This window comes from Methylorubrum subtropicum (assembly GCF_038442325.1).
Taxonomy (GTDB): Bacteria; Pseudomonadota; Alphaproteobacteria; order Rhizobiales; family Beijerinckiaceae; genus Methylobacterium; species Methylobacterium subtropicum.
The window spans coordinates 22,863-43,410 of the sequence record NZ_JBBXMW010000031.1 but is presented as its reverse complement, the minus strand read 5'-3'; the positions used below and the strand labels follow the sequence as shown (position 1 = coordinate 43,410).

The following is a 20,548-nucleotide window of genomic DNA, read 5'->3' as shown; positions in this document are numbered from 1 at the left end:
TGCGTTCAGTGCCTTCCTTTACAAGTACCGCAATCGGGTCGAGCGGTTCTTCAGCAAAATTAAGCACTTCCGTGCGGTCGCGACCCGATACGACAAGGACCCGGAAAACTTCCTTGCCAGCGTCAAGCTCGCCGCCGTCCGCATCTGGCTTCGGATTTTATGAGTCCGCGACCTAGCGATCCCTGGAGCCCTCCTTCGAGGCTTCGCCTTCGGCTGCGCACCTCAGGATGAGGGGATTGGGTAGGAGACGCCGGGGTTTAGCCGGACATCGATGGCCTGTGCCTCAGGTCATCGCGTCCAAGGCCGCCCGGATGCGCGCGGCGTGCTCGGCCAGCACCGCATTGTCGGCCATGCCGCCCTCGTGGCGCTGGAGCGAAATACCCTCGCGGCGCGGGATCACGTGAAAGTGCAGGTGGAACACCGTCTGCCCGCCCGCCGGCTCGTTGAACTGGAACACCGTGAGGCCGTCGGCGTCGAAGGCCTTCTTCACCGCGCGCCCGACCCGCTGCACGCTGGCGATGAGCGCGGCGAGCGCCGCCGGCTCGGCGTCGAGCAGGCCGCGGCTCGGCGCCTTGGGGATCACCAGAGTGTGGCCCTCGCCCTGGGGCATCACGTCCATGAAGGCCAGCGTGTGCGCGTCCTCGTAGACCTTGTGGGCCGGAATCTCCCCGCGCAGGATCTTTCCGAAGATGTTGTCGGGGTCGTAGGCCGTCATCGAACTCTCCTGTCTGCCCGGCACGTTGCACCGGCGCCCCCGCGCCGTCGACCGCGAAAAATCATCCCCGACAATCGCAATCGAACCATGCGGCCCATGCGCGCGTTGGATGGCCCTGACGACGGCGACGCTTCCGGGGCGCCGGGCGGGAGCGCGAGAATGGCCGAGAGCACGGGTGCGATCTACACGGCGGCGGGGGCCAACCTCGCCATCGCGGCGGCGAAGTTCGTCGGCGCCTTTCTGACAGGCTCGACCGCGATGTTGGCCGAGGGCGCGCACTCGCTGGTGGACACCGCCAACCAGATCCTGCTGCTCGTCGGCCTCAAGCGGGCCGAGAAGCCGGCGGATGCCAAGCACCCGTTCGGCTACGGCCGCGAGGTGTATTTCTACGCCTTCATCGTCGCGCTGTTCATCTTCCTCGGCGGCGGCATCTTCGCGATCTACGAGGGCGCCCACAAGATCGAGCATCCCGAGCCCGCCGCCGACGCGACGATCCTCGGCTTCCACCTGTCGGGCTTCTGGGTGAACGTCACGATCCTCGGCTTTGCGATTCTGGCGGAGGGCTATTCCTGCATGGTCGCACTGAAGGCGTTCTGGGCCGAGAAGGGCGACCGCACCGCGATCACCGCGATCCAGCGCAGCAAGGACCCCTCGCTCTACACCATCCTGGTCGAGGACGTGGCGGCGCTGATCGGCCTCCTCATCGCCATGGCGGGCGTGGTCGCCGCGCACGTGCTCGACATGCCGGTGCTCGACGGCTGGGCCTCGATCGGCATCGGCGTGGTGCTGATCGGCATGTCGATCTTCCTGATGTTCGAGACCCACGGCCTGCTGATCGGCGAGGCCGCCGACCCGGAGGTGGTCCGCTCGATCGACGCCGCGGTGCGCGAGGAGCGGGCGGTGCGCCACGTCAACGAGGTGCTGACCCAGCATCTCGGCCCCTCCGACATCCTCGTGAACCTCAGCCTCGACTTCGCCGACGAGATCCCCGCGGGCGAGGTGGAGCAGACGGTCGGCCGGCTGGAGCGCCGCATCAAGGCCAAGAGCCCGGACGTGAAGCGCGTGTTCATCGAGATCCAGGACCGCAAGGCGCACGCCGCCACGACCGATGCGGCGAAGACGGATGCCCCGACGGATGGCGGGAAGAAGGACGCGACGCCCGCCCCGAGCCCGGCCCGCGGCCCCACGGGCCCGGAATCGGCCCCGCCCGGCTCGGCCGTGCCGGCCTGAAGGCCTCACACCGTCTCCGCTGGGCAGAGGGAGCCACGAAGAGCGCGTTCTCCTCCCCCTTGCGGGGAGGGATCAGGGGTGGGGGTCGGGCAGAAGGCACCGCAGAGGTTCCTCCTGAACCACCCCCACCTCCGGCTCCTCCCCGCAAGGGGGAGGAGAGGTGTCAGGCCCGCGCCCGCCGCTCCACCACCCGCGCCAGATACGCCGCCCCGAGCGGGATCAAACTATCGTCGAAATCGAAGCTCGCGTTGTGCAGGCCCGGCCCCGGCGTCGCGCCGAGCCACGCATAGGCGCCGGGCACCGCCGCGACCATGTCGGCGAAATCCTCGCTGCCCATGCGCGGGATCGTGTCGGCATCGACCTTGTCGGCGCCGAACAGCTCACTCGCGATCTCGGCCGCGGCCTGCGCCTGCTCGGCGCTGTTGTCGAGCACGGAAAACACGTCGCGCAGGTCCACCTCGATGGCGGCACCGTAGGCCGCGGCGAAGCCCTGGGCCAGCTCGCGGATACGCTGGCCGATGAGCTTGCGCAGGGTCGCGTCGAAGGTTCGCACGGTGCCGGCCAGATGCGCGCCCTCGGGGATGACGTTGTAGGCCGCGCCCGCATGGATCTGCGTGATCGAGACCACCGCGGCCTTGAGCGGGTCGCTGTTGCGGCTGACGATCGACTGCATCGCCTGGGCGAGGCCGGTGGCGATCACGATCGGGTCGATGCCCTGCTGCGGCATCGCCGCGTGCGCGCCGCGCCCGGTGATGCGGATGTCGAAGAAGTCGGCCGCCGCCATCATCGGCCCGGTGCGGGTCTGGAACACGCCGTGCGGCCCCTGCGGCGCGTTGTGGAGCGCGTAGATCTCGTCGACCGGAAACTTCTCGAAGAGCCCGTCGGCGATCATCGCGCGGGCGCCGCCCAAGCCCTCTTCCGCCGGCTGGAACACGAACACCGCGGTGCCGTCGAAGTCGCGGGTCTCGGCGAGGTAGCGCGCGGCGCCCACCAGCATGGTGGTGTGGCCGTCATGCCCGCAGGCGTGCATCTTGCCGGGCGTGGTCGAGCGGTAGGGGAGGTTGGTCTCCTCGGTGATCGGCAGGGCGTCCATGTCGGCGCGCAGGCCGATCCGGCGCGCGCCCGGCCGCCCCCGGAGCACGCCGACGATTCCGGTCCGCCCCAAGCCCCGGTGGACCTCGATGCCGAAGCGCTCCAAGTGCTCGGCGACGATGCCCGAGGTCCGCACCTCCTCGAAGCCGATCTCGGGATGGGCGTGCAGGTCGCGCCGGAGCGCGGTCAGCTCGTCGGCGTAGCTGCGGATGCGGTCGATCGGGCTCATTTATCCTCGCATTCCTCTCCGCCGCGGCGGAACGGCGACATCTGCGCGTATTCGTCGATGGCCGCGCGCACCGCGGCCCGCTCGCGCTTCAGATAGTCGCCGACCGCGCGGCCGAGGCCCGCATCGGCGAAATCGTGGGCCGAATGCATCGCCACCGGGCGGTAGCCGCGGGCGAGCTTGTGCTCGCCCTGCGCGCCGGCTTCCACCCGCCTGAGGCCGCGGGCAAGCGCGAAATCAATCGCCTGATAGTAGCAGACCTCGAAATGCAGGAAGGGGTGGTCTTCGAGGCAGCCCCAGTTGCGCCCGTAGAGCGCGGTGTCGCCGATGAAGTTGATCGCCCCCGCGATCGGCCGTCCGTCCTTCCGGGCGATGACGAGCAGGATGCGCTCGGCCATCCGCTCGCCGATCAGGGAGAAGAAGCGCCGGTTGAGATAGGGCCGGCCCCATTTGCGGGCGCCGGTGTCCTGATAGAATGCGTAGAAGGCGTCCCAGTCGGCCTCCTGGATGTCGGACCCGGTGCGGTGCTCGATGGTGATGCCGGAGGAGAGTGCGTCGCGCCGCTCGCGCTTGATCGCCTTGCGCTTGCGGGACGCCAGCGCCGAGAGGAAGTCGTCGAAGGTCGTGTAGCCCTCGTTGAGCCAGTGGAACTGCTGGTCGATGCGCGGCAGCATGCCCAGCGCTTCCGCCTGATCGGATTCCCGCTCGCGCAGGAAGGTGGCGTGGATCGAGGAGGCTTGCGTCTCCTCCCGCAGCGCCCTGAGGCCCGCGACGATGGCCGAGGCTGCCGCATCCGCATCCTCGCCCGGCGCGATCAGGAAGCGCGGGCCGGTGACGGGGGTGAACGGCACGCTGACTTGCAGCTTCGGATAATAGCTGCCCCCGGCCCGCTCGTAGGCGTCGGCCCAGGCATGGTCGAACACGTATTCGCCCTGGCTGTGGGACTTCAGGTAGCAGGGCGCGGCGCCGACGAGCCGGCCCTCGCGCTCGACCCGCACGTGCAGCGGCAGCCAGCCGGTGCGGCGGGAGACGCAGCCCGATTCCTCCAGCGCCGAGAGGAAGGCGTGGGAGACGAACGGGTTGAAGGTTTCGTCACCGGCCGAGAGGGTCTCGGGGGAGGTGGCGCAGGCGTCCCACTCGGCGGCCTCGAACCGGGCGAGGCCCGGCACGGCCCGCACCTGCAGGACGGGCTCGGAGCCGGTCGCCGTCGCGGGGGATGTCATGAGCGCCAACCTAGCGCCGCGGCGGCCGGGCGCAACGGGACATATGGTCGGGTGGGTTTCTGTGTGATGCGGTCTGTTGCGCCTTGATTGCCGGGGTTGTCGCACCCCAAATCCAAAAAATGTGCGGACGCTTCTTCATCGGCCAGCCCCCGGAGGTGTACCGGACGGTCTACGGCTACACCGAGCGGCCGAACTTCCCCGGCCGCTTCAACATCGCCCCGACCCAGCCGGTGCCGGTGGTGCTGACCGAGCAGGGCGAGCGGCATTTTCGCCTCGTGCGCTGGGGCCTGTGGCCGACCTGGCTCAAGGACCCCACCGGTTTTCCGGTGCTGTTCAACGCCCGCATCGAATCGGCCGCCGAGAAGCCGGCCTTCCGCGGGGCCCTGCGGCATCGCCGCTGCGTCTTCCTCGCCGACGGCTTCTACGAGTGGCGCCGCGAGGGTACGGGCAAGGCTTCGGTCAAGCAGCCCTTCGCGGTGCGCCGGAGCGACGGCGCGCCGATGGCGCTTGCCGGCCTGTGGGAGCCCTGGGCCGGCGCCGACGGCTCGGAGGTCGATACCGGGGCCATCGTCACCTGCTCGGCCAACGGCACCTTGAGCGCGATCCACGAGCGCATGCCCGCGATCCTCAGCCCCGAGGCGGTCGATGCGTGGCTCGACCCGCGGGTGGACGCCCCCGAGGCCGCCCGGCTCTGCCGCCCCTGCCCGGACGAGTGGCTGCAGCTCGACCCCGTGAGCGAGCGCGTCAACGGCACCCGCCACGACGATCCCGACCTGATCGCGCCGGTCGGCCGGGCGCGGGCGGAGGCGCCGCCCCGCGCCATGGTCCAGGGCGAGCTGTTCTGAGCGCCCGTTGGTTCGGATGCCCCCACCCACCCCCCTCATCCTGAGGTGCCGCGCCAGCGGCCTCGAAGGAGGGCTTCAGAAGTCTCCGCGATCCCTGGAGCCCTCCTTCGAGGCTCCGCTGCGCTTCGCACCTCAGGATGAGGGGGGAGCGTGGGGTTGAAGGAAGAATCGACGCAACCAGCCCCCCCGAACTGGCTGAGCGAACAAAACCTCGTCCTCTCCTGCGAGGCCGCGCGTCTCTACGGCGAGGGCGGGTTTCCGGGCGATGCCGGCCTGCTCGATCGCCTCTCGAACAAGGTCGCGCGCCACACCCGCGTCCTCGACACGGTCTTCCCCGGTTGCCCCGCCCGCGATCCCGGCGCGCCCCGCCTGCACGGCGGCGGCGCGGCGTTTCGCGAGGCCCAGGCGGCGCGCTTCGCAAAAGAATTCTCGGCCGTACCGCCGACGCTGCTGCTCGAATCCCGCGACATCCGGCTCGCCGGCAACACGCTCTACACGCTGGAAGACGGGCGCCCCGAAATCCTGTTCGAGACCGTCCGCCCGCAGGAACGCCACGTCACCCCCGGCCCGGGGCCGGACCCGGAGCCCTGCGACGAGACGGTGGACGGGGAGGGGCTCACCTTCCTCCTCAACTCCGGCGGCTCGTTCAATTACGGCCACTGGCTGATCGACGACCTGCCGCGCCTGCGGGCGATTCAGTTGCTCCGCGCCCGCCATCCCGGCCGGCCGGTCACCGTCGCGCTCGTGGCCCACGTGCCCCATGTCGATGCCGCGCGGGCGCGCTCCGTCGCCCTGTTCCTCGGGGATATGCGTGGCGTCTCGGTGCGCTTCCTCGACCGGGAGAAGACCTACCGCTTCGCCCGCCTTCACCACGCCACCCCCTGCGGCCTGCCGAACGACCGCAAGTCCCCCGATGCGCTCCGCTTCCTGCGCGAAACGATCCGCCGCCGCACCCGGATGCCGCGCCTGTGGCAGCGGCTGCGCCATCTCGGACGCGCCCCGGAGCGCCGCCTGTTCATCGACCGCCAGCCGGACCGCGGCCGGGCGCTCGTCCAGCGCGAGGGCGTGATGGCGCTGCTCGCCCGCCACGGCTTCACCGTGATCGATCCCGAGACCCTGAGCCCGCGCCAGCAGGCGATCCGGTTCGCCGACGCGGACATCGTCGTCGGCATCGCCGGCGCCGGCATGGCCAACACCGTGTTCTGCCGCCCCGGCACCCCCGTGATCCACCTCGTGCCCGAGGGCTGGGAAGACCCGTTCTACTGGGAGATCGCGGTGGCCTGCGGGCTGACCTACCACGCCGTGTTCGGGCCGCGGGTGGTGTCGGAAAAGCCGGACTTCCTGCAGGATTTTACGATCGATCCGAACGACTTGGCCGAAGCGCTCCGGCATCGGTCCGAACGGGAGGCGATGCCACACGAGAAGCGAGAGCCCATGAGCTGATGCAATCAGCTCATGGGCTCTCGTTCCGGGCTCCGCCCGGACCCGCCAAGGGCTTGCCCTTGGAACCCTTGACTTGGCTCAGCGCAATCGGCGGGGCTTGGCCGGCACCTTGCGGAAGATGCCGACGAGTTCGACATGGCCCGACCACGCGAACTGATCGACCGGCGTGACCCGCTCCAGCCGGTAGCCGCCCGCGATCAGGATCGCGGCGTCGCGGGCGAAGGTGCCGGCGTCGCAGGCCACGCCCACCACCAGCGGCACCTTCGATTCGGCCAAGCGGCGCGCCTGCGCCTCCGCCCCCGCTCGGGGCGGATCGAACACCACCGCATCACACCGGTCGAGTTCGGGCCCGAGCAGCGGGCGGCGGAACAGATCGCGCGCCTCCGCATCGATCCGCGACAGGCCGGCCGCGACCCGGTAGGCGCGGGTCAGCGCCTGGATCGAGGCCGCATCGCCCTCGGCGGCATGGACCTCGCGGCCGGTCGCCGCGAGCGCCAGAGCGAACGGGCCGCTGCCGCAAAAAAGGTCGGCGACGCGCTTGGCCTTGCCCATCGGCTCCAGCACGAGTTGGGTCAGCGCCGCCTCACCCGCTCCTGTCGCCTGCAGGAAGCCGCCGGGCGGGGGCACGCGCCGGGCCGGCCCCTCGCCGACCGCCGGCCCGCGGCGCTCCACCACCACGTCGCCGTGCAGCGACAGCCGGGCGAGGTCGAGCTCGGACGCGAGCCGGGTCAGCACGCCGCGCACGCCGTCGCTCACCGGCCCGTGGCCGCGGATGTCGACATCGAGCCCGGCGCCCGCGGCGGTCACCGCCATGTCCAGCGGCTTGCGGCCGTGGCCGAGCGGGGCCGCGAGCGCCTCGGCGACCGCGGGCGCCCGGTGCAGCCCCGGCACGGTGATCGGGCAATGGTCGAGCGGCACCAGCGCGTGGCTGCGCGCCGCCATCAGCCCGGCCCGCGCCCGGCCCTCGATCTCGCGCACGTGCAGCACGATGCGCCGCCGGCCCTCGCCCCGCGCGTCGAGGAGCGGGGCCACCTCCGTCTCGATCCGCGCCTGCGCCAACGCCCCCTCGACGATGCCGCGCTTCCACGCGGCGTAAGGCTCGGGCGCGAGATGCTGCACGGCGCAGCCGCCGCAGGCCGAATAGTGCGGGCAGAACGGTTCGATGCGCTCGGGCGAAGGCGTCTCGACGGCCACCAGGGTGCCGTGGCGGCCCTCGCGATGCACCTGCACGCGCTCGCCGGGCAGCGCGCCGGGCACGGGCAGGCCGTCCTCACTGATCCCGTCGCCGCGGGCGCCGAGGCGGGCGATGGTCAAGGTCTCGGATTCAGACATGATAGATTCGCTTGGCGCCGATCAAGAATTCGCGGTTGCCGTCGCCGCCCTCGACCGGGGAGGGGATCAGGCCGAGGGGGGTGAAGCCGAGATCGGTGAGAAGGGTCCGCACCGCCTCGCACACCTCCGCATGCACCGCCTCGTCGCGGACGATGCCGCCGCGCCCGACCCGCTCGCGCCCGGCCTCGAATTGCGGCTTGATCAGCGCCACCAGAGCCGCCTCCCCCGCCAGCAGTTTCGCGACGGTCGGCAGGACGAGGCGCAGGCCGATGAAGCTCACGTCGATGACCGCGAGGCGCGGCACCGGGTCGAGCCCGTCGAGGCCGCGGATGTCGGTACCCTCGCGCAGGCTCACCCGTGGATCGGCGCGAAGCCGGGCATCGAACTGGTCGCGGCCGACATCGACGGCGTGGACGAAGGTCCCGCCGCGCCGCAGCAGCACGTCGGTGAAGCCGCCGGTCGAGGCGCCGACATCGAGGCAGGGCCGGCCGGCGGGGTCGATTCCGAAGGCGTCGAGGGCCGCGGCGAGCTTCAAGCCGCCGCGGGAGACGTAGGGGTGGGCGGCGGCGGCCTCGATCCGGGCGCCCTCACGGATCGGGGCGGCGGGGCGCGTCACCGGGCAGCCGTCGGCGAAGACGAGGCCGGCCTCGATCGCGGCCCGCGCCTGCGCCCGGCTGCGGAAATGGCCGCGCTCGACCAGCACCCGGTCGGCACGGAGGCGTTCGCCCGTCATCATCCCTCTCTTCAGCGGCCCCGCGGTTTCGTGAAGGGCGGATCGTGACCGCCGCCGCCGGCCCGCCCCTGTCCCGCGGCCCCGGCCCGCCTTACCTTGAGCGGGTCCAATGTGCGGTGCGAGTTCCAGCGCCCGCGCCGGGGCCGGATAATCCGGTTACCCGAAGGTCACAAGCGACCGCGCCCCACGCCGGGCGGTCGCCATCGGGAGACGAACGACCCATGCGAGGACAGATGAGCGGTCTCATGACGCGTGCCACCCGACGCCTCCCGCTGGCCGCCGCCGCGCTCGCGGCCCTGTGCGCCCCGGCCCTCGCGCAGGCGCCGGCGAAAGAGCCCGCCAAGGAACCGGCCAAGGAAGAAGCCTCCGCCCCACAGACCTACGAGAGCGCCATCACCAACGGCAAGGGAGAGACCATCGGCAAGATCATGATCCGCGACGGGGCGAACTCCCTCGTCATGCGGGTGATGGTCCAGGCGGGCGGCCTGCCGCCGGGCTGGCACGGCATCCATTTCCACGCCGTCGGCGACTGCTCGGACACGGAAAAGTTCGAGAAGTCGAAGGCCCACGTGAACCACGACCAGAGCAAGCACGGCCTGCTCAACCCCGACGGCCCGGACGAGGGCGACCTCCCCAACGTCTACGCCGCCGCCGACGGCTCGGTGAACGCGGAGGTCTCCAGCGAGACCCCGCTGACCGGCGAGGGGGGCCTGCGCGACGGCGACGGCTCGGCGCTGATCGTGCACGCCAACGAGGACGACCACACCACGCAGCCGATCGGCGGGGCGGGGCCCCGGATCGCGTGCGCGGTGATCAAGTAAAGCACGCCGACAGATAACCCTCCCCCCTCCGCGGGGGAGGGTGCCTCGCGGATGCGAGGCGGGAGAGGGGACAACGCTTCCGGAGAGAACTGGACGAGCGCGGCCAAGCGGCACCGTCGCTCCCCTCTCCCGACCCCCTTCGGGGGCCACCCTCCCCCGCAGAGGGGGGAGGGCTTGGAGGCAGCTTATCGCTTCAGATTGACCACGCTGCTCTCGCGCGGCTCCGCGACCTCCCGCGGCGGCAGCGCGGCGCGGACCGCCTTGAGGATGCCCTCGGCGTCGAGGCCGGCTTCGGCGTACATCTTCTCCGGCTTGTCGTGGTCCTGATACAGGTCCGGCAGCGTCAGCGTCCGCACGCGCACCCGGCCCGCATCCAGCACGCCGCGCTCGGCCAGCAGATGCAGCACGTGTCCCCCGAAGCCGCCGACCGAGCCTTCCTCGACCGTCACCAGAACCTCATGGCTGTTGGCCAGATCCACCACCAGCTCCGCATCGAGCGGCTTCGCAAACCGCGCATCCGCGACCGTCACCGCCACGCCCTCGGCCTCCAGCGCGTCCGCCGCCTTCAGCGCCTCCGACAGCCGCGTGCCGAGCGAGAGAAGCGCCACCCGCGCCCCCTCGGGCCGGCGCACCACGCGGCCTCGACCGATGGCGAGCACCTCGCCCCTCTCCGGCAGCTCGACGCCGACGCCCTCGCCGCGCGGGTAGCGCAAGGCGATCGGGCCGGTGTCGTGGGCGTGCGCGGTGGCGACCATGTGCACCAGCTCGGCCTCGTCGGCCGCCGCCATCACCGTCATGTTCGGCAGGCAGCAGAGATAGGCCAGATCGAACGCGCCCGCATGGGTGGCGCCGTCGGCCCCCACCAGACCGGCGCGGTCCAAGGCGAAGCGAACGGGCAGGTTCTGCAGGGCGATGTCGTGCACGACCTGATCGTAGGCCCGCTGCAGGAAGGTCGAGTAGATCGCCACGAACGGCTTGTAGCCCTCCGTCGCCAGACCGCCCGCGAAGGTGACGGCGTGCTGCTCGGCGATGCCGACGTCGAAGGTCTTGTCGGGGTGGGCCTTGCCGAACAGGTCGATGCCGGTGCCGCCGGGCATCGCAGCGGTGATGGCGACCACCTTCGGGTCGGCGTCGGCGGCCTTGATCAGGCTCTCGCCGAACACGCGGGTATAGGCCGGGGCGTTCGCCTTGGCCTTGGCCTGCACGCCCGAGACTACGTCGAACTTGACGACGCCGTGGTAGCGGTCGGCCGACGCCTCGGCCGGGCCGTAGCCCTTGCCCTTCTGCGTGACGACGTGGAGCAGGATCGGACCCTGGTCCGAGTCGCGCACGTTCTTCAGGACGGGGAGCAGGTGGTCGAGGTTGTGGCCGTCGACCGGGCCGACATAGTGGAAGCCCATCTCCTCGAACATCGTGCCGCCGCCGACGACCAGCGAGCGGGCGTACTCTTCCGCCGCCGCCGCGCGCTGGTAGAGCGCCTTCGGCAGGAGCTTGCCGAGTTGCTTGGCCGTCTCGCGCAGGGAACGGTAGGTGCCGCCCGAGGCCAGCCGCGCGAAGTAGGCCGACATCGCGCCGACGGGGGGCGCGATCGACATGTCGTTGTCGTTGAGGATGACGATGAGGCGCGAGTGCAGCGCGCCGGCGTTGTTCATCGCCTCGTAGGCCATGCCGGCCGACATCGAGCCGTCGCCGATCACCGCGATCATGTTGCGGCGCCGGCCCGGATCGGTGCCCTTCGCCTTGGCGTCGGCCTCCGCCAGATCGCGGCCCACCGCCATGCCGAGCGCCGCCGAGATCGAGGTCGAGGAGTGCGCCGCGCCGAACGGATCGTACTCGCTCTCGGAGCGCTTGGTGAAGCCCGACAGCCCACCGCCCTGGCGCAGAGTGCGGATGCGGTCGCGGCGGCCGGTGAGGATCTTGTGCGGGTAGCACTGGTGTCCGACGTCCCAGACGATGCGGTCGTCGGGGGTGTCGAACACGTGATGCAGCGCGACGGTGAGTTCGACCACGCCGAGGCCCGAGCCGAGATGGCCGCCGGTGATCGAGACGGCGTCGATCATCTCGGCGCGTACGGCGTCGGCCACTTCCTGCAGCTTGCTCTCCGGCAGGAGCCGCAGCCGGTCCGGCGTCTCAAGACCTTCGAGGATCGTCGTGTCCGCTAGTGCCACCGGAGCAGCCTCATGCCCGAAGAGAGGAAAGGCGCGCGAATCCCTCGCACGCCGTGAAGTCTTGAATTCGCGGAGAGAGCCAAAGCCTACTCGACATCGAGCGGCGCGGTGCCCGCGGCCCGGCCGTCGGGCCCGACCGCGATGGTCTGGATGCGCGCCTCGGCCCGCTTCAGCAGCGCCTCGCAATGGCGCTTGAGCGCCTCGCCGCGCTCGTAGATCGCCACCGATTCGTCGAGGGGCACGTCGCCGCGCTCGAGGCGCCGCACGATCTCCTCGAGCTGCTCCATGGCCCGCTCGAACGGCAGATCGTCCGGCAGCGCCTCCGCGGGCGCGGCAGGTCGTTGAGCGTTCATCCCGGCTTTCCTGCCCGATCCCCCGTCGAGGCGGGTTATGACGGGCCGGCTCCCGTCGCACAAGCCCGGGTGGATTGCGTGCGACCGATCAGGGGGCACGTTGGCGCGAGCGGGGTCACGTGGGCGTTCGCCGAGCCTAGGGTAACGTAAGCCGAAATGGCGTGCCTTCGAACGCCTCCGCGCCCCGGCCGATCGCGGCGATGGCGGCGCTCATCCGGCCCCGGCGCCCGAGTAGGTCGTCGGCGATGGCGACGAACCGCTGGTTCGGCGTGGCGCTGGGCGCCAGCCGGCGCAGCTCCCTGGCCAGCTCGGCCTCGTCGCGGTCGGGCGAGAGGGCGCAGGCCACCGCGTAGGCGGCGGCCGTCGAGCGGCTGATGCCGGCGTAGCAGTGCAGCAGCAGCGGGCGCTCCCTGTCCGGCCCCTCTGCCCACCCGGCGGCGAAGTCGAGCACGGCCCGCACATGGGTCTCATTCGGCGGCAGATGGCCCTCCATCGGCGCGACGATGTCGCTGAAGCCGACCCGCAGATGGTGCTCCGGCGCGATCTGTGGCGGGCGCTCGATGGCGAGCCCCGGAGAGCCGAGCGTCGCAAGGGTGACGAGATGGCTGGCGCCGCTCAGGGCCAGGGTCTCGGGCAGCCGCGACAGCGGGCAGACGTGGAGATGCGGCATCAGGCGCCCGCCTGGAGCGCGCCGAGGCGGGCGAGGTAGGCGGCTTCCGCCTCCGCGGTGGGGCGGGGGGTGAGCAGGGCCTCGATCACCGGCATCGCTTCCGCCGATAGGGCGGGAGGTCTTCCAAAAATCTGGTCGGCCTCGGCCATGGAGAAGCCGGCGAGCCGCGTGGCTTCGAGATAGGCCGCGATCCGGTCGGCGCGCTTGACGAGGCGGGTCAGGGCCGGGGCCGGGGCGGGCAGGCCGACGCGCTGGCGGATGGCGCCGAGCAGGCGCCGCTCGACGCTGCGATAGGCGTCGCCGATGGCGTTCTTGAGGGGCGAGATGATGTCGCCGATGACGTATTCCGGCGCGTCGTGCAGCAGCAGTTCCAGCCGCTCCGGGGCCCCGAGCCGCGGATCGAGGGCGCCGCCGATGGCCTCGACCAGGAGCGAGTGCTGGGCCACCGAGAAGACGTGCGGCCCCGCGGTCTGGCCGTTCCAGCGGGCGACGCGGGCGAGCCCGTGGGCAATGTCGGCGATCTCGACATCCAGCGCCGACGGATCGAGCAGGTCGAGGCGGCGCCCGGACAGCATCCGCTGCCACGCCCGCGCTTTCTTGGGGGTTCGCGTCGGCGCGTTCACGGGCGGGCGGCCTCGCCGAGGGCGGCGCAGGGGCCGTGGCGGTGGCAGCCGACGAGATGGTCGTTAACCATGCCGACCGCCTGCATGAAGGCGTGGACGATGGTGGGGCCGACGAAGGTGAAACCTTTCTGTTTCAGGGCCTTACTGATTTTGCGCGAGACCTCGGTCTCGGTGGCGATGTCGGCCCGGCTCCTGGCGTTGGTCTGGATCGGCCGGCCGTCGCAGAAATCCCAGAGGAAGTCCGAAAACCCCGGCCCAGCCTCCTCGATGGCGAGCCACGCCCGCGCCCCGGCAACCGTCCCGCGGATCTTGGCGCGGTTGCGGATGATGCCGGTGTCCCCCATCAGCCGCTCGACATCGGCCTCGGTGAAGCGGGCGACGCGCTCAGGGTGGAAGCCCTCGAAGGCCCGGCGAAACCCCTCGCGGCGGCGCAGGATGGTGATCCACGACAGCCCGGCCTGGAACCCGTCGAGGATCAGCTTCTCGTAGAGGGCGCGGGACTCGTATTCCGGCACGCCCCATTCGGTGTCGTGATAGGCCACGTAAAAGGGGTCGAGCCCCGGCCACCAGCAGCGCGGGCAGCCGTCGGGATGCTCCGTGATCAGGCCGTCCGCACTCATCCGGCGGCGGCCGTGTCGGTGGGGAAGGCGAAGGTGGCGAAAGTCGGCTTCTCCACGCCCGCGACGCTGCCCCCGGCCCGCACCGGCTCGCCCGCAGCGAGCGCGTCGCCAAGGCGGTCGAGGCGGATCGTGGCGAGGCCGCGCCCGCCCGCCGTACTGCCGAGGACGCCGAGGCTGCGGGCGCCCGCCGTCACCTCGGTGCCGGGCGCCGGGGCCGGGCCCTCGGTAAACACCACGGGTAGGATGCGGGTGCGGGCGGTGCCGCGGTGCTGCATGCGCGAGACGACCTCCTGGCCGACATAGCAGCCCTTCCGGAAGTCCACGCCGCCGAGCTGGTCCATCAGGGCCTCGTGCGGGAAGGCGTCGGCGAAGGCGAAGTCGCGCCCGCCCTCGGGGACGCCGAGCGCGATGCGGTGGGCGTGGTAGTCGTCTTCCGAGGCATCCGCCGAGAAGGCGCCTTCCGAAAAGTACAGGCGCTCGCCGAGTGCCGGCAGGCGCCCGTCGCGCAGCCGGATCGTCTCGGCGGCGGTCTCCGCGCCGTCCCAGGCGGCGGCGACGCCCAGCGTCGGGTCGGCCACGATGCCGACCTTGGCGCGCAGGCGGTAGAGCCCGAGGCGCTTGACGAGATCGGGCGCGCGCTCCGCTGCCACGTCGAGCTTGAACCCCTCCGCGCCGTCCCGAGAAACAAAAAAGTCGAACTGGATCTTGCCCTGCGGCGTCAGCAGGGCGCCGAGGCGGGCCTCGCCCTCGGGCAGGGTCTCGACGTTGCAGGTGAGGATGCCCTGGAGGAAGGCGGTCGCCTCCGCGCCCGTGACGGCGACGACGGCGCGGTCCGGCAGCAGGGCGATCGGCATGGTCTCTCCGGAGGCTGGCGTTGCATGGGGTCCGCGGCTGACATAAGCCGCGCCCATCCCGGCCTCAATCGCCCGACTGGAGAGAAGAGCCCCGATGGACACTCCCTTCGATCTCGTCCTCGCCGGCGGCACGCTGGTCAACCACGACGGCGCTACCATCGCCGATCTCGGCATCCGCGGCGGGCGCGTCGCCGCCATCGGCGACCTGTCGAACGCATCCGCCGCCGAGCGCCGCGATTGCCGCGGCCTGCATCTCCTGCCCGGCGTGATCGACAGTCAGGTGCATTTCCGCGAGCCCGGCCTCGATCACAAGGAGGATCTGGAGACCGGTTCGCGCGCCGCGGTGATGGGCGGCGTGACGGCGGTGTTCGAGATGCCCAACACCAACCCGCAGACCACGACCGCGGAGGCGCTGGCCGACAAGGTGGCCCGCGCCCGTCACCGGATGCATTGCGACTTCGCCTTCTGGGTCGGCGGCACCCACGAGAACGCGGGCGAGGTCGCGGCGCTGGAGCGGCTGCCGGGGGCGGCCGGCATCAAGGTGTTCATCGGCTCCTCCACCGGCTCGCTGCTGGTCGAGGACGATGCGGGCGTGCGGGCGATCCTCCAGAACATCCGCCGCCGGGCCGCCTTCCATTCGGAGGACGAGCCGATGCTGCGCGAGCGGAAAGCGCTTCGCGTGCCGGGAGACCCAGCCTCGCACCCGGTCTGGCGCTCGCCGGAAGTCGCGGTGAAGGCGACGCAGCGGCTGATCGCGCTGGCGCGGGAGACCGGCGCGCGCATCCACATCCTGCACATCTCGACCGCGGACGAGATGCCGATCTTGGGCGCCGCCAAGGACGTGGCGAGCGTCGAGGTGACGCCGCACCACCTCACGATCGACGGCACGGAAGCCTATGCCCGTCTCGGCACGCTGGTGCAGATGAACCCGCCGGTGCGCGACGCGGCCCACCGCGACGGCATCTGGCGCGGCCTCGCGCAGGGCGTGGTGGACGTGCTCGGCTCCGACCACGCGCCGCACACTTTGGACGAGAAGGCCAAGCCCTATCCCGACTCGCCCTCGGGCATGACCGGCGTGCAGACGCTGGTGCCGATCATGCTCGACCACGTGGCGGCAGGCCGGCTGTCGCTCGCCCGCCTCGTCGATCTGACGAGCGCGGGCCCGAAGCGCCTGTTCGGCATCGCCCGGAAGGGGCGTCTGGCGCTCGGCTACGACGCCGACGTGACGGTGGTGGACCTCAAGCGCCGCGAGACCATCCGCAACGCGTGGATCGCCTCGAAATGCGGCTGGACGCCCTACGACGGCGTGACCGTCACCGGCTGGCCGGTCGGCACCGTGGTCCGCGGCGTGCCGGTGATGTGGCAGGGGGAGCTGGCCAACCCGTCGCGGGGCGAGGCGGTTGTGTTCGAGGAGGCGTTGCCGACGGGCTGAGGGCCGAACTCGGCTGACGATACGTCCACGTCCGCTCACCAGCACCCTCATTCCGGGGCGCCGCAGGCGAACCCGGAAGCCACGACTGGCCGCGACGGTTCGACTTAGGCCGGGTATCCCGCATCACGGGTGGATTCCGGGTTCCGCTTCGCGGCCCCGGAATGACGGCGATCCGGATGAAGGAAGTTCGAGAGCTACTGCGGCTGCGCCCAGATCAGGTGCAGCCCGGTGCGGCTGCGGAACCAGCGCGTCATCGGCGGCAGGTCGCAGCCGTTCTCCTCGAACACGCCGGCCAGACTCTCCACGAGCTGCCCGGCGGTGCGCCGTCCTTCGATGTCGATGGCCAGTGTCTGAGACGGATGCACGACTTCAGGGTCGATCCGGCGATACTTGATCGCAAAACGCATAGCATACACCCTTACGCGTTGTTGACGAAAGCCCGAGAGGGCTCGCTCTAACAATCGCACGACTTGGCGTGTCGCTGCATACGCAAAATGAGAAACTTCATTGTTGCGCAGATAAGCCAAAAATGTACGTAAAATTTTTGGATTTACAGTGTCGTCAGCTCGATCCGCGCTCTTCCACCCCTCGACCTCATCCTGAGGTGCTGCGCGAAGCGCAGCCTCGAAGGAGGGCTCCAGGGGTCGCCAAGCGAACTGGAGGGCTCCTTCGAGGCCGCTTCGCGGCACCTCAGGATGAGGAGATTTGGTAGGAGAAACCGAGCGAACGGGTCCTCAGTGCTGCAGCGTCGTGGTGAAGCCGCCGCCGCGGATGCGCTCGGGGAGGGTCTCGGCGTAGCGGGCGGTCGCGTCCTCGCCGTAGGTGGCGACGAGCTCCTGGAAGGCGGCGAACAGGGCGGCCTGGGCCATGCAGTCGCCGTCGATCCCGTCGAGGCAGCCTTCGGCGAACGCCTCGGTCACGAGGCCCAGCGCGGCGCGCTTGCTCTCCGGATCGGATTCGAACGGAGCGGGGTCATGGATCATGGCGCGGACTTCGTTTCCCGGCCGGCATGGTGCCGGCAAGACATCGGCACGATACGGCGTCGCGGACGGGCCGGGAAGCAGGGAATTGCGAAGAGGTTAATGCGGACGCTCGATTGCGAAGGTTTTTTGGAAGCCGTCGGGGTTGTGGTGTTGGGGCAACAGAGCCGTCCCGACCCCGAAAAGAATCAACCGCCGAAGCGGCCGGCGATGGCGTGGGAGAGGCGTTCGCCTTCCGCGAGGTAGCGGCGGGAGGCCTCGGTCGCGGCCGGGGTGCAGACCCGGTAGGTCAGGCTGTAGCCGCGAAAGCCGCGGTTGTAGGCGCCGGCCAGCCGGTCGCGGCGGGCGGGGGTGACGCCCTCGGTCTCGAGGATCGCCTTCATCCGGGTGGGCCATTCGGGGGCGTCGGAAGCGGCGCAGAGGTTGCGCAGGAAGGCCAGCGCCCCGACGATCTCGGAGAGCCGCATCAGGTCGCGGTCGTAGGGCGCGGGCGGCGGCTCCGGCGGGGGCGGGGGTTCCTTCTCTTTCTCCGGCGGCTTGGCCGGCGCGCGCGCGGGGGCGGAACGCTGCTGCGCCCAGGCCTCGGGGGCGAGCGGCGCGAGCATCAGGAGGGCGGCGAGCGCGAGGCGCGTCGTCTTCATGCGGCCTCGCCCACCCGAACAAACGCCTCGCGCAGGGTGTCGATCAGGCCCGGCGTGGTGGCGAGGTCCGCGACCTCGTCGAGGTGGGCCCAGCGCACCGCCAGCGCCTCCGGCCCCGGCGCGGGCTCGCCCGCGCGCCAGAGCGCGGCGTGGGGATGGATGACGTAGTGGTGGCGCAGGCGTTCGTCGGCGTCGCGCATCAGGATCTCGGTCGGGGTCAGGCTCGGGCCGACCACCTCGGCGTGGACGCCCACCTCCTCCTCCAACTCGCGGAGCGCGGCCTCGGCCAAGCGCTCGCCGGCCTCGACGAGGCCGCCGGGCAGGGTCCAGACGCCGCGCATCGGCTCGGCGGCGCGCTGCGCCAGCAGCACGCGACCGTCCCGGATCACCGCGATGGAGACGCCGATCAGCGGGCGGCCCGGAAACAGGCGCCCGTCGTCGGCCGGCACGTTCGCCCCGGCGCTCACGGCGCCACCGTCGCGGCGGCGAGCCGCCCGTCACCGAGGCCGACGAGGATTTTTTTGGGACTTAAGGCGGCGACGCCGTGGGCGGCGGGGGCGGGTAGGGGGATGCGAAGCCGCTCGACCGGGGCGCCGCCCTTCAGCGACAGCACCGCGAGCGCAGTGCGGCCCGAGAGCGGCAGGACGAGCGAGGCCGGCTCGCCGGGGAGGACGGCGGCGAGGCTCGCCGCCTCGCCCGCCTCCGGGCCGGCATAGCCCGGCCACGCGCCGGCCTGCGTCAGGGTGCTTTGGGAGGGGCGCCAGAGCTGGAGTTCGCCCCCGCCCTCCGTCGTTCGGACAGCGGCGATCTCGGCGCCGGCCCCGGAGAAGGCGGCGATGCCGGCGACGCTCAAGGGCGCGCTTCCCGCCTGCGGCGGCGTGCGGGCCGTGAGGCTCCAGCCGGCGTTGTTCGAAGAATCCTTCGTCGCGACGACGAGGCTCGATTCCGTCGCGCCCTGCGCGGTCACGGCGATCACCGCCGGGCGGCCGTCGAGGGGCGCGATGCGGGGCGCGCGGCCGGCGAAGACCTGATCGGGGCCGGGCGTCAGGGTGCGGGTCGCCACCGGCACCGCCTTCGGCTCGGCGGTGACGCCGATGGGCTGGCGCTCGCGGATGGTCAGGCCCGCGGCCTGTCCCGGCGCGCCGCCCAGCGCCCGGGTCGGGCCGGTGAGGTAGGCGCTCAAGGGGCCGTCCTGCGCCATGCGCGAGCCCGGCACGGCGCCGCGCGGGGTCTCGGCGGCGGCGAATCCCTCGATCGCCTCGGCGCCGACCAGCGTGGTGCGCAAGGTCTCGCCGTCGAGATGGATCACCGCGCCGCCGCCCTCGCCCCAGACCACGACGACGGGCCGCGGGCCCTCGACGGCCTTCGGCGCCAGCTTCGGGTCGGCGCTGGCGCCCGCGCGGGCGACCGGCAGCAGGCCCGAAGTCGCGACCGCGAGCGCGACCTCGCTGCCGGGCCCGCGCATCGCCGTAATGCGGAACGGCAGGTCGATCGGCTCAGCCGGGACCGTGGCGGGCTCGGCCAGGGCGGGGAGGGCGACGAGGTACAGCAGGGCGGCGAGCGCCGCCCGGCGGTCACACATGCTGGCCGCCGTTGATGTGGAGTTCGGCACCGTTCACGTAGGAGGAGGCCTCGGTGCAGAGGAAGTAGATCGCCTTGGCGACCTCGTCCGGGGTGCCAAGCCGCCGCTGCGGGATCTGCTCCACCAGCTTGTCGGTGCCGGGCGAGAGGATCGAGGTGTCGATCTCGCCGGGCGAGATCGCGTTGACGCGGACCCCCAGCGGCCCGAAATCGGCGGCCATCTCGCGGGTCAGGCCGGCGAGCGCCGCCTTCGAGGTGCCGTAGGCCGCGCCCGCGAAGGGATGGACCCGCGAGCCCGCGATGGAGGACACGTTGACGACCGAGCCGCGGGCGCGGGTCAGCTCGTCGCGCAGGCCCCGCGCCAGGAGGATGGGCGCGAAGAAGTTGACCTGGAACACGCGGGCCCAGTCGGCATATTCGGTGTCGATGGCGCCGAGCCGCGCGCCGCCGGGGCCCTTGGGCGAGATGCCGGCATTGTTGACCAGCGCGTGCAGCAGGCCGCCCTCGGCCGCCAAGCGCTCGGCCACCTCGCGCACGCCGCGCACGGTGTCGGCAGCGTCCGCCAGATCGACCTGAAGGTGGTCCTCCGGCCCCATCTCCCACGGGCAGTTCTCGGGAAACGGATGGCGCGAGCAGGTGATGACGCGCCAGCCCGCGGCGGAGAAGCGCTTCACCGTGGCGTGCCCGATGCCCCGGCTCGCGCCGGTGAGCAGCATCACCCGTCGACGTTCGTTGGAGGCCAAGGCCGATCCCTCGCTGCCCCGTCTCGCGGCATCGCGTGCGGGGCCTGTCCGGGTTCAGGTCTAAGCCGCACGGGGGCGGAAATCCAGGGTCGCCGCTGCGATGCGAAAGAGGAAGCGGAGCGTCACGCGCGCGCGAGGATCTGCACGCGGAATTGTAAGGCGGATCGGCGGGGGCCTGTTATCCGTTGGGACAGGTTGCCGGTGCGGGCGTTCCGTGCGACCG

The 20,548-nt window shown here is 71.5% G+C and carries 22 protein-coding genes and 1 pseudogene; 6 read left to right on the top strand and 17 right to left on the bottom strand.

The window, feature by feature from the left end:
- Positions 1–163 (top strand): annotated as a pseudogene (locus tag AAHG03_RS25360) (IS5/IS1182 family transposase); the annotation flags it as partial.
- A gap of 120 nt (positions 164–283) precedes the next feature.
- Here AAHG03_RS25360 and AAHG03_RS25355 read toward each other — a convergent pair.
- Positions 284–715: an HIT family protein gene (locus tag AAHG03_RS25355; protein ID WP_342154297.1), complete on the bottom strand. Its 432-nt coding sequence runs from the start codon at positions 713–715 to the stop codon at positions 284–286.
- Positions 716–874: 159 nt separating this feature from the next.
- Here AAHG03_RS25355 and AAHG03_RS25350 point away from each other — a divergent pair, with 159 nt between their 5' ends.
- Positions 875–1,945 (top strand): cation diffusion facilitator family transporter, encoded by a 1,071-nt coding sequence (locus tag AAHG03_RS25350; RefSeq protein ID WP_342154295.1) that lies wholly within the window; start codon positions 875–877, stop codon positions 1,943–1,945.
- Between the two features lie 163 nt (positions 1,946–2,108).
- On the opposite strand, the gene AAHG03_RS25345 is transcribed toward AAHG03_RS25350, so the two are convergent.
- Both AAHG03_RS25345 and AAHG03_RS25340 read right to left on the bottom strand, forming a co-directional pair.
- Positions 2,109–3,266, bottom strand: a complete 1,158-nt coding sequence (locus AAHG03_RS25345; protein WP_342154293.1) for a M20 aminoacylase family protein — start codon at positions 3,264–3,266, stop codon at positions 2,109–2,111.
- Positions 3,263–4,486, bottom strand: coding sequence for a GNAT family N-acetyltransferase (locus tag AAHG03_RS25340; protein WP_342154291.1), 1,224 nt, complete (start codon positions 4,484–4,486; stop codon positions 3,263–3,265). The genes AAHG03_RS25345 and AAHG03_RS25340 overlap by 4 nt, the downstream gene beginning before the upstream one ends.
- A 119-nt stretch (positions 4,487–4,605) precedes the next feature.
- Here AAHG03_RS25340 and AAHG03_RS25335 point away from each other — a divergent pair, with 119 nt between their 5' ends.
- Both AAHG03_RS25335 and AAHG03_RS25330 read left to right on the top strand, forming a co-directional pair.
- Entirely contained in the window at positions 4,606–5,331 is a 726-nt protein-coding gene (locus AAHG03_RS25335) for an SOS response-associated peptidase (RefSeq protein WP_342154289.1), read from the top strand.
- 156 nt (positions 5,332–5,487) lie between these two features.
- Positions 5,488–6,774: a glycosyltransferase family 61 protein gene (locus AAHG03_RS25330; RefSeq protein ID WP_342154287.1), complete on the top strand. Its 1,287-nt coding sequence runs from the start codon at positions 5,488–5,490 to the stop codon at positions 6,772–6,774.
- A gap of 78 nt (positions 6,775–6,852) precedes the next feature.
- Here the strand turns inward: AAHG03_RS25330 and AAHG03_RS25325 are convergent, their stop codons facing one another.
- Positions 6,853–8,106: a class I SAM-dependent RNA methyltransferase gene (locus tag AAHG03_RS25325; protein ID WP_342154285.1), complete on the bottom strand. Its 1,254-nt coding sequence runs from the start codon at positions 8,104–8,106 to the stop codon at positions 6,853–6,855.
- Entirely contained in the window at positions 8,099–8,839 is a 741-nt protein-coding gene (locus tag AAHG03_RS25320; protein WP_342154283.1) for a TlyA family RNA methyltransferase, read from the bottom strand. The genes AAHG03_RS25325 and AAHG03_RS25320 overlap by 8 nt, the downstream gene beginning before the upstream one ends.
- 245 nt (positions 8,840–9,084) lie before the next feature.
- Here AAHG03_RS25320 and AAHG03_RS25315 point away from each other — a divergent pair, with 245 nt between their 5' ends.
- A complete protein-coding gene (locus AAHG03_RS25315) occupies positions 9,085–9,660 on the top strand; it encodes a superoxide dismutase family protein (RefSeq protein ID WP_412759793.1) in 576 nt (191 codons plus the stop codon).
- A 185-nt stretch (positions 9,661–9,845) separates the two neighbouring features.
- On the opposite strand, the gene dxs is transcribed toward AAHG03_RS25315, so the two are convergent.
- The 6 genes from dxs to ygfZ form a co-directional block, all read right to left on the bottom strand.
- Complete coding sequence (dxs, locus tag AAHG03_RS25310) at positions 9,846–11,828, bottom strand: 1-deoxy-D-xylulose-5-phosphate synthase (RefSeq protein ID WP_342154279.1); 1,983 nt, start codon at positions 11,826–11,828, stop codon at positions 9,846–9,848.
- Between the two features lie 86 nt (positions 11,829–11,914).
- Positions 11,915–12,181 carry an exodeoxyribonuclease VII small subunit gene (locus AAHG03_RS25305; protein ID WP_056238601.1) on the bottom strand — a complete coding sequence of 89 codons (267 nt, stop codon included), beginning with the start codon at positions 12,179–12,181 and terminating at the stop codon, positions 11,915–11,917.
- A 136-nt stretch (positions 12,182–12,317) separates the two neighbouring features.
- Positions 12,318–12,851 carry a tyrosine phosphatase family protein gene (locus tag AAHG03_RS25300; protein ID WP_342154276.1) on the bottom strand — a complete coding sequence of 178 codons (534 nt, stop codon included), beginning with the start codon at positions 12,849–12,851 and terminating at the stop codon, positions 12,318–12,320.
- Complete coding sequence (locus tag AAHG03_RS25295; RefSeq protein WP_342154303.1) at positions 12,851–13,426, bottom strand: HD family hydrolase; 576 nt, start codon at positions 13,424–13,426, stop codon at positions 12,851–12,853. Before AAHG03_RS25295 ends, AAHG03_RS25300 begins: the two co-directional genes overlap by 1 nt.
- Before the next feature lie 44 nt (positions 13,427–13,470).
- The gene (locus AAHG03_RS25290; RefSeq protein ID WP_342154274.1) at positions 13,471–14,094 is read right to left on the bottom strand and encodes a DNA-3-methyladenine glycosylase I; all 624 of its coding nucleotides are present in this window, start codon (positions 14,092–14,094) and stop codon (positions 13,471–13,473) included.
- Positions 14,091–14,948, bottom strand: coding sequence for a CAF17-like 4Fe-4S cluster assembly/insertion protein YgfZ (ygfZ, locus tag AAHG03_RS25285; protein WP_342154272.1), 858 nt, complete (start codon positions 14,946–14,948; stop codon positions 14,091–14,093). The genes AAHG03_RS25290 and ygfZ overlap by 4 nt, the downstream gene beginning before the upstream one ends.
- Before the next feature lie 94 nt (positions 14,949–15,042).
- On the opposite strand from ygfZ, the gene AAHG03_RS25280 reads away from it, so the two are divergent.
- Positions 15,043–16,380, top strand: coding sequence for a dihydroorotase (locus AAHG03_RS25280; RefSeq protein WP_342154270.1), 1,338 nt, complete (start codon positions 15,043–15,045; stop codon positions 16,378–16,380).
- Positions 16,381–16,574: 194 nt separating this feature from the next.
- Here AAHG03_RS25280 and AAHG03_RS25275 read toward each other — a convergent pair whose 3' ends face one another.
- The 6 genes from AAHG03_RS25275 to AAHG03_RS25250 all read right to left on the bottom strand — a co-directional run bounded on the left by AAHG03_RS25275 (position 16,575) and on the right by AAHG03_RS25250 (position 20,298).
- Positions 16,575–16,787, bottom strand: coding sequence for a hypothetical protein (locus AAHG03_RS25275; RefSeq protein ID WP_056238686.1), 213 nt, complete (start codon positions 16,785–16,787; stop codon positions 16,575–16,577).
- A gap of 327 nt (positions 16,788–17,114) precedes the next feature.
- Positions 17,115–17,363: a hypothetical protein gene (locus AAHG03_RS25270; protein WP_056238899.1), complete on the bottom strand. Its 249-nt coding sequence runs from the start codon at positions 17,361–17,363 to the stop codon at positions 17,115–17,117.
- Between the two features lie 185 nt (positions 17,364–17,548).
- The gene (locus AAHG03_RS25265; protein WP_342154266.1) at positions 17,549–18,001 is read right to left on the bottom strand and encodes a TIGR02301 family protein; all 453 of its coding nucleotides are present in this window, start codon (positions 17,999–18,001) and stop codon (positions 17,549–17,551) included.
- Positions 17,998–18,468, bottom strand: coding sequence for an NUDIX hydrolase (locus tag AAHG03_RS25260; RefSeq protein WP_342154264.1), 471 nt, complete (start codon positions 18,466–18,468; stop codon positions 17,998–18,000). The genes AAHG03_RS25265 and AAHG03_RS25260 overlap by 4 nt, the downstream gene beginning before the upstream one ends.
- Positions 18,465–19,583: a hypothetical protein gene (locus tag AAHG03_RS25255; RefSeq protein WP_342154262.1), complete on the bottom strand. Its 1,119-nt coding sequence runs from the start codon at positions 19,581–19,583 to the stop codon at positions 18,465–18,467. The genes AAHG03_RS25260 and AAHG03_RS25255 overlap by 4 nt, the downstream gene beginning before the upstream one ends.
- A complete protein-coding gene (locus AAHG03_RS25250) occupies positions 19,576–20,298 on the bottom strand; it encodes an SDR family NAD(P)-dependent oxidoreductase (protein ID WP_342154301.1) in 723 nt (240 codons plus the stop codon). The genes AAHG03_RS25255 and AAHG03_RS25250 overlap by 8 nt, the downstream gene beginning before the upstream one ends.
- Between the last annotated feature and the right edge of the window lie 250 nt (positions 20,299–20,548).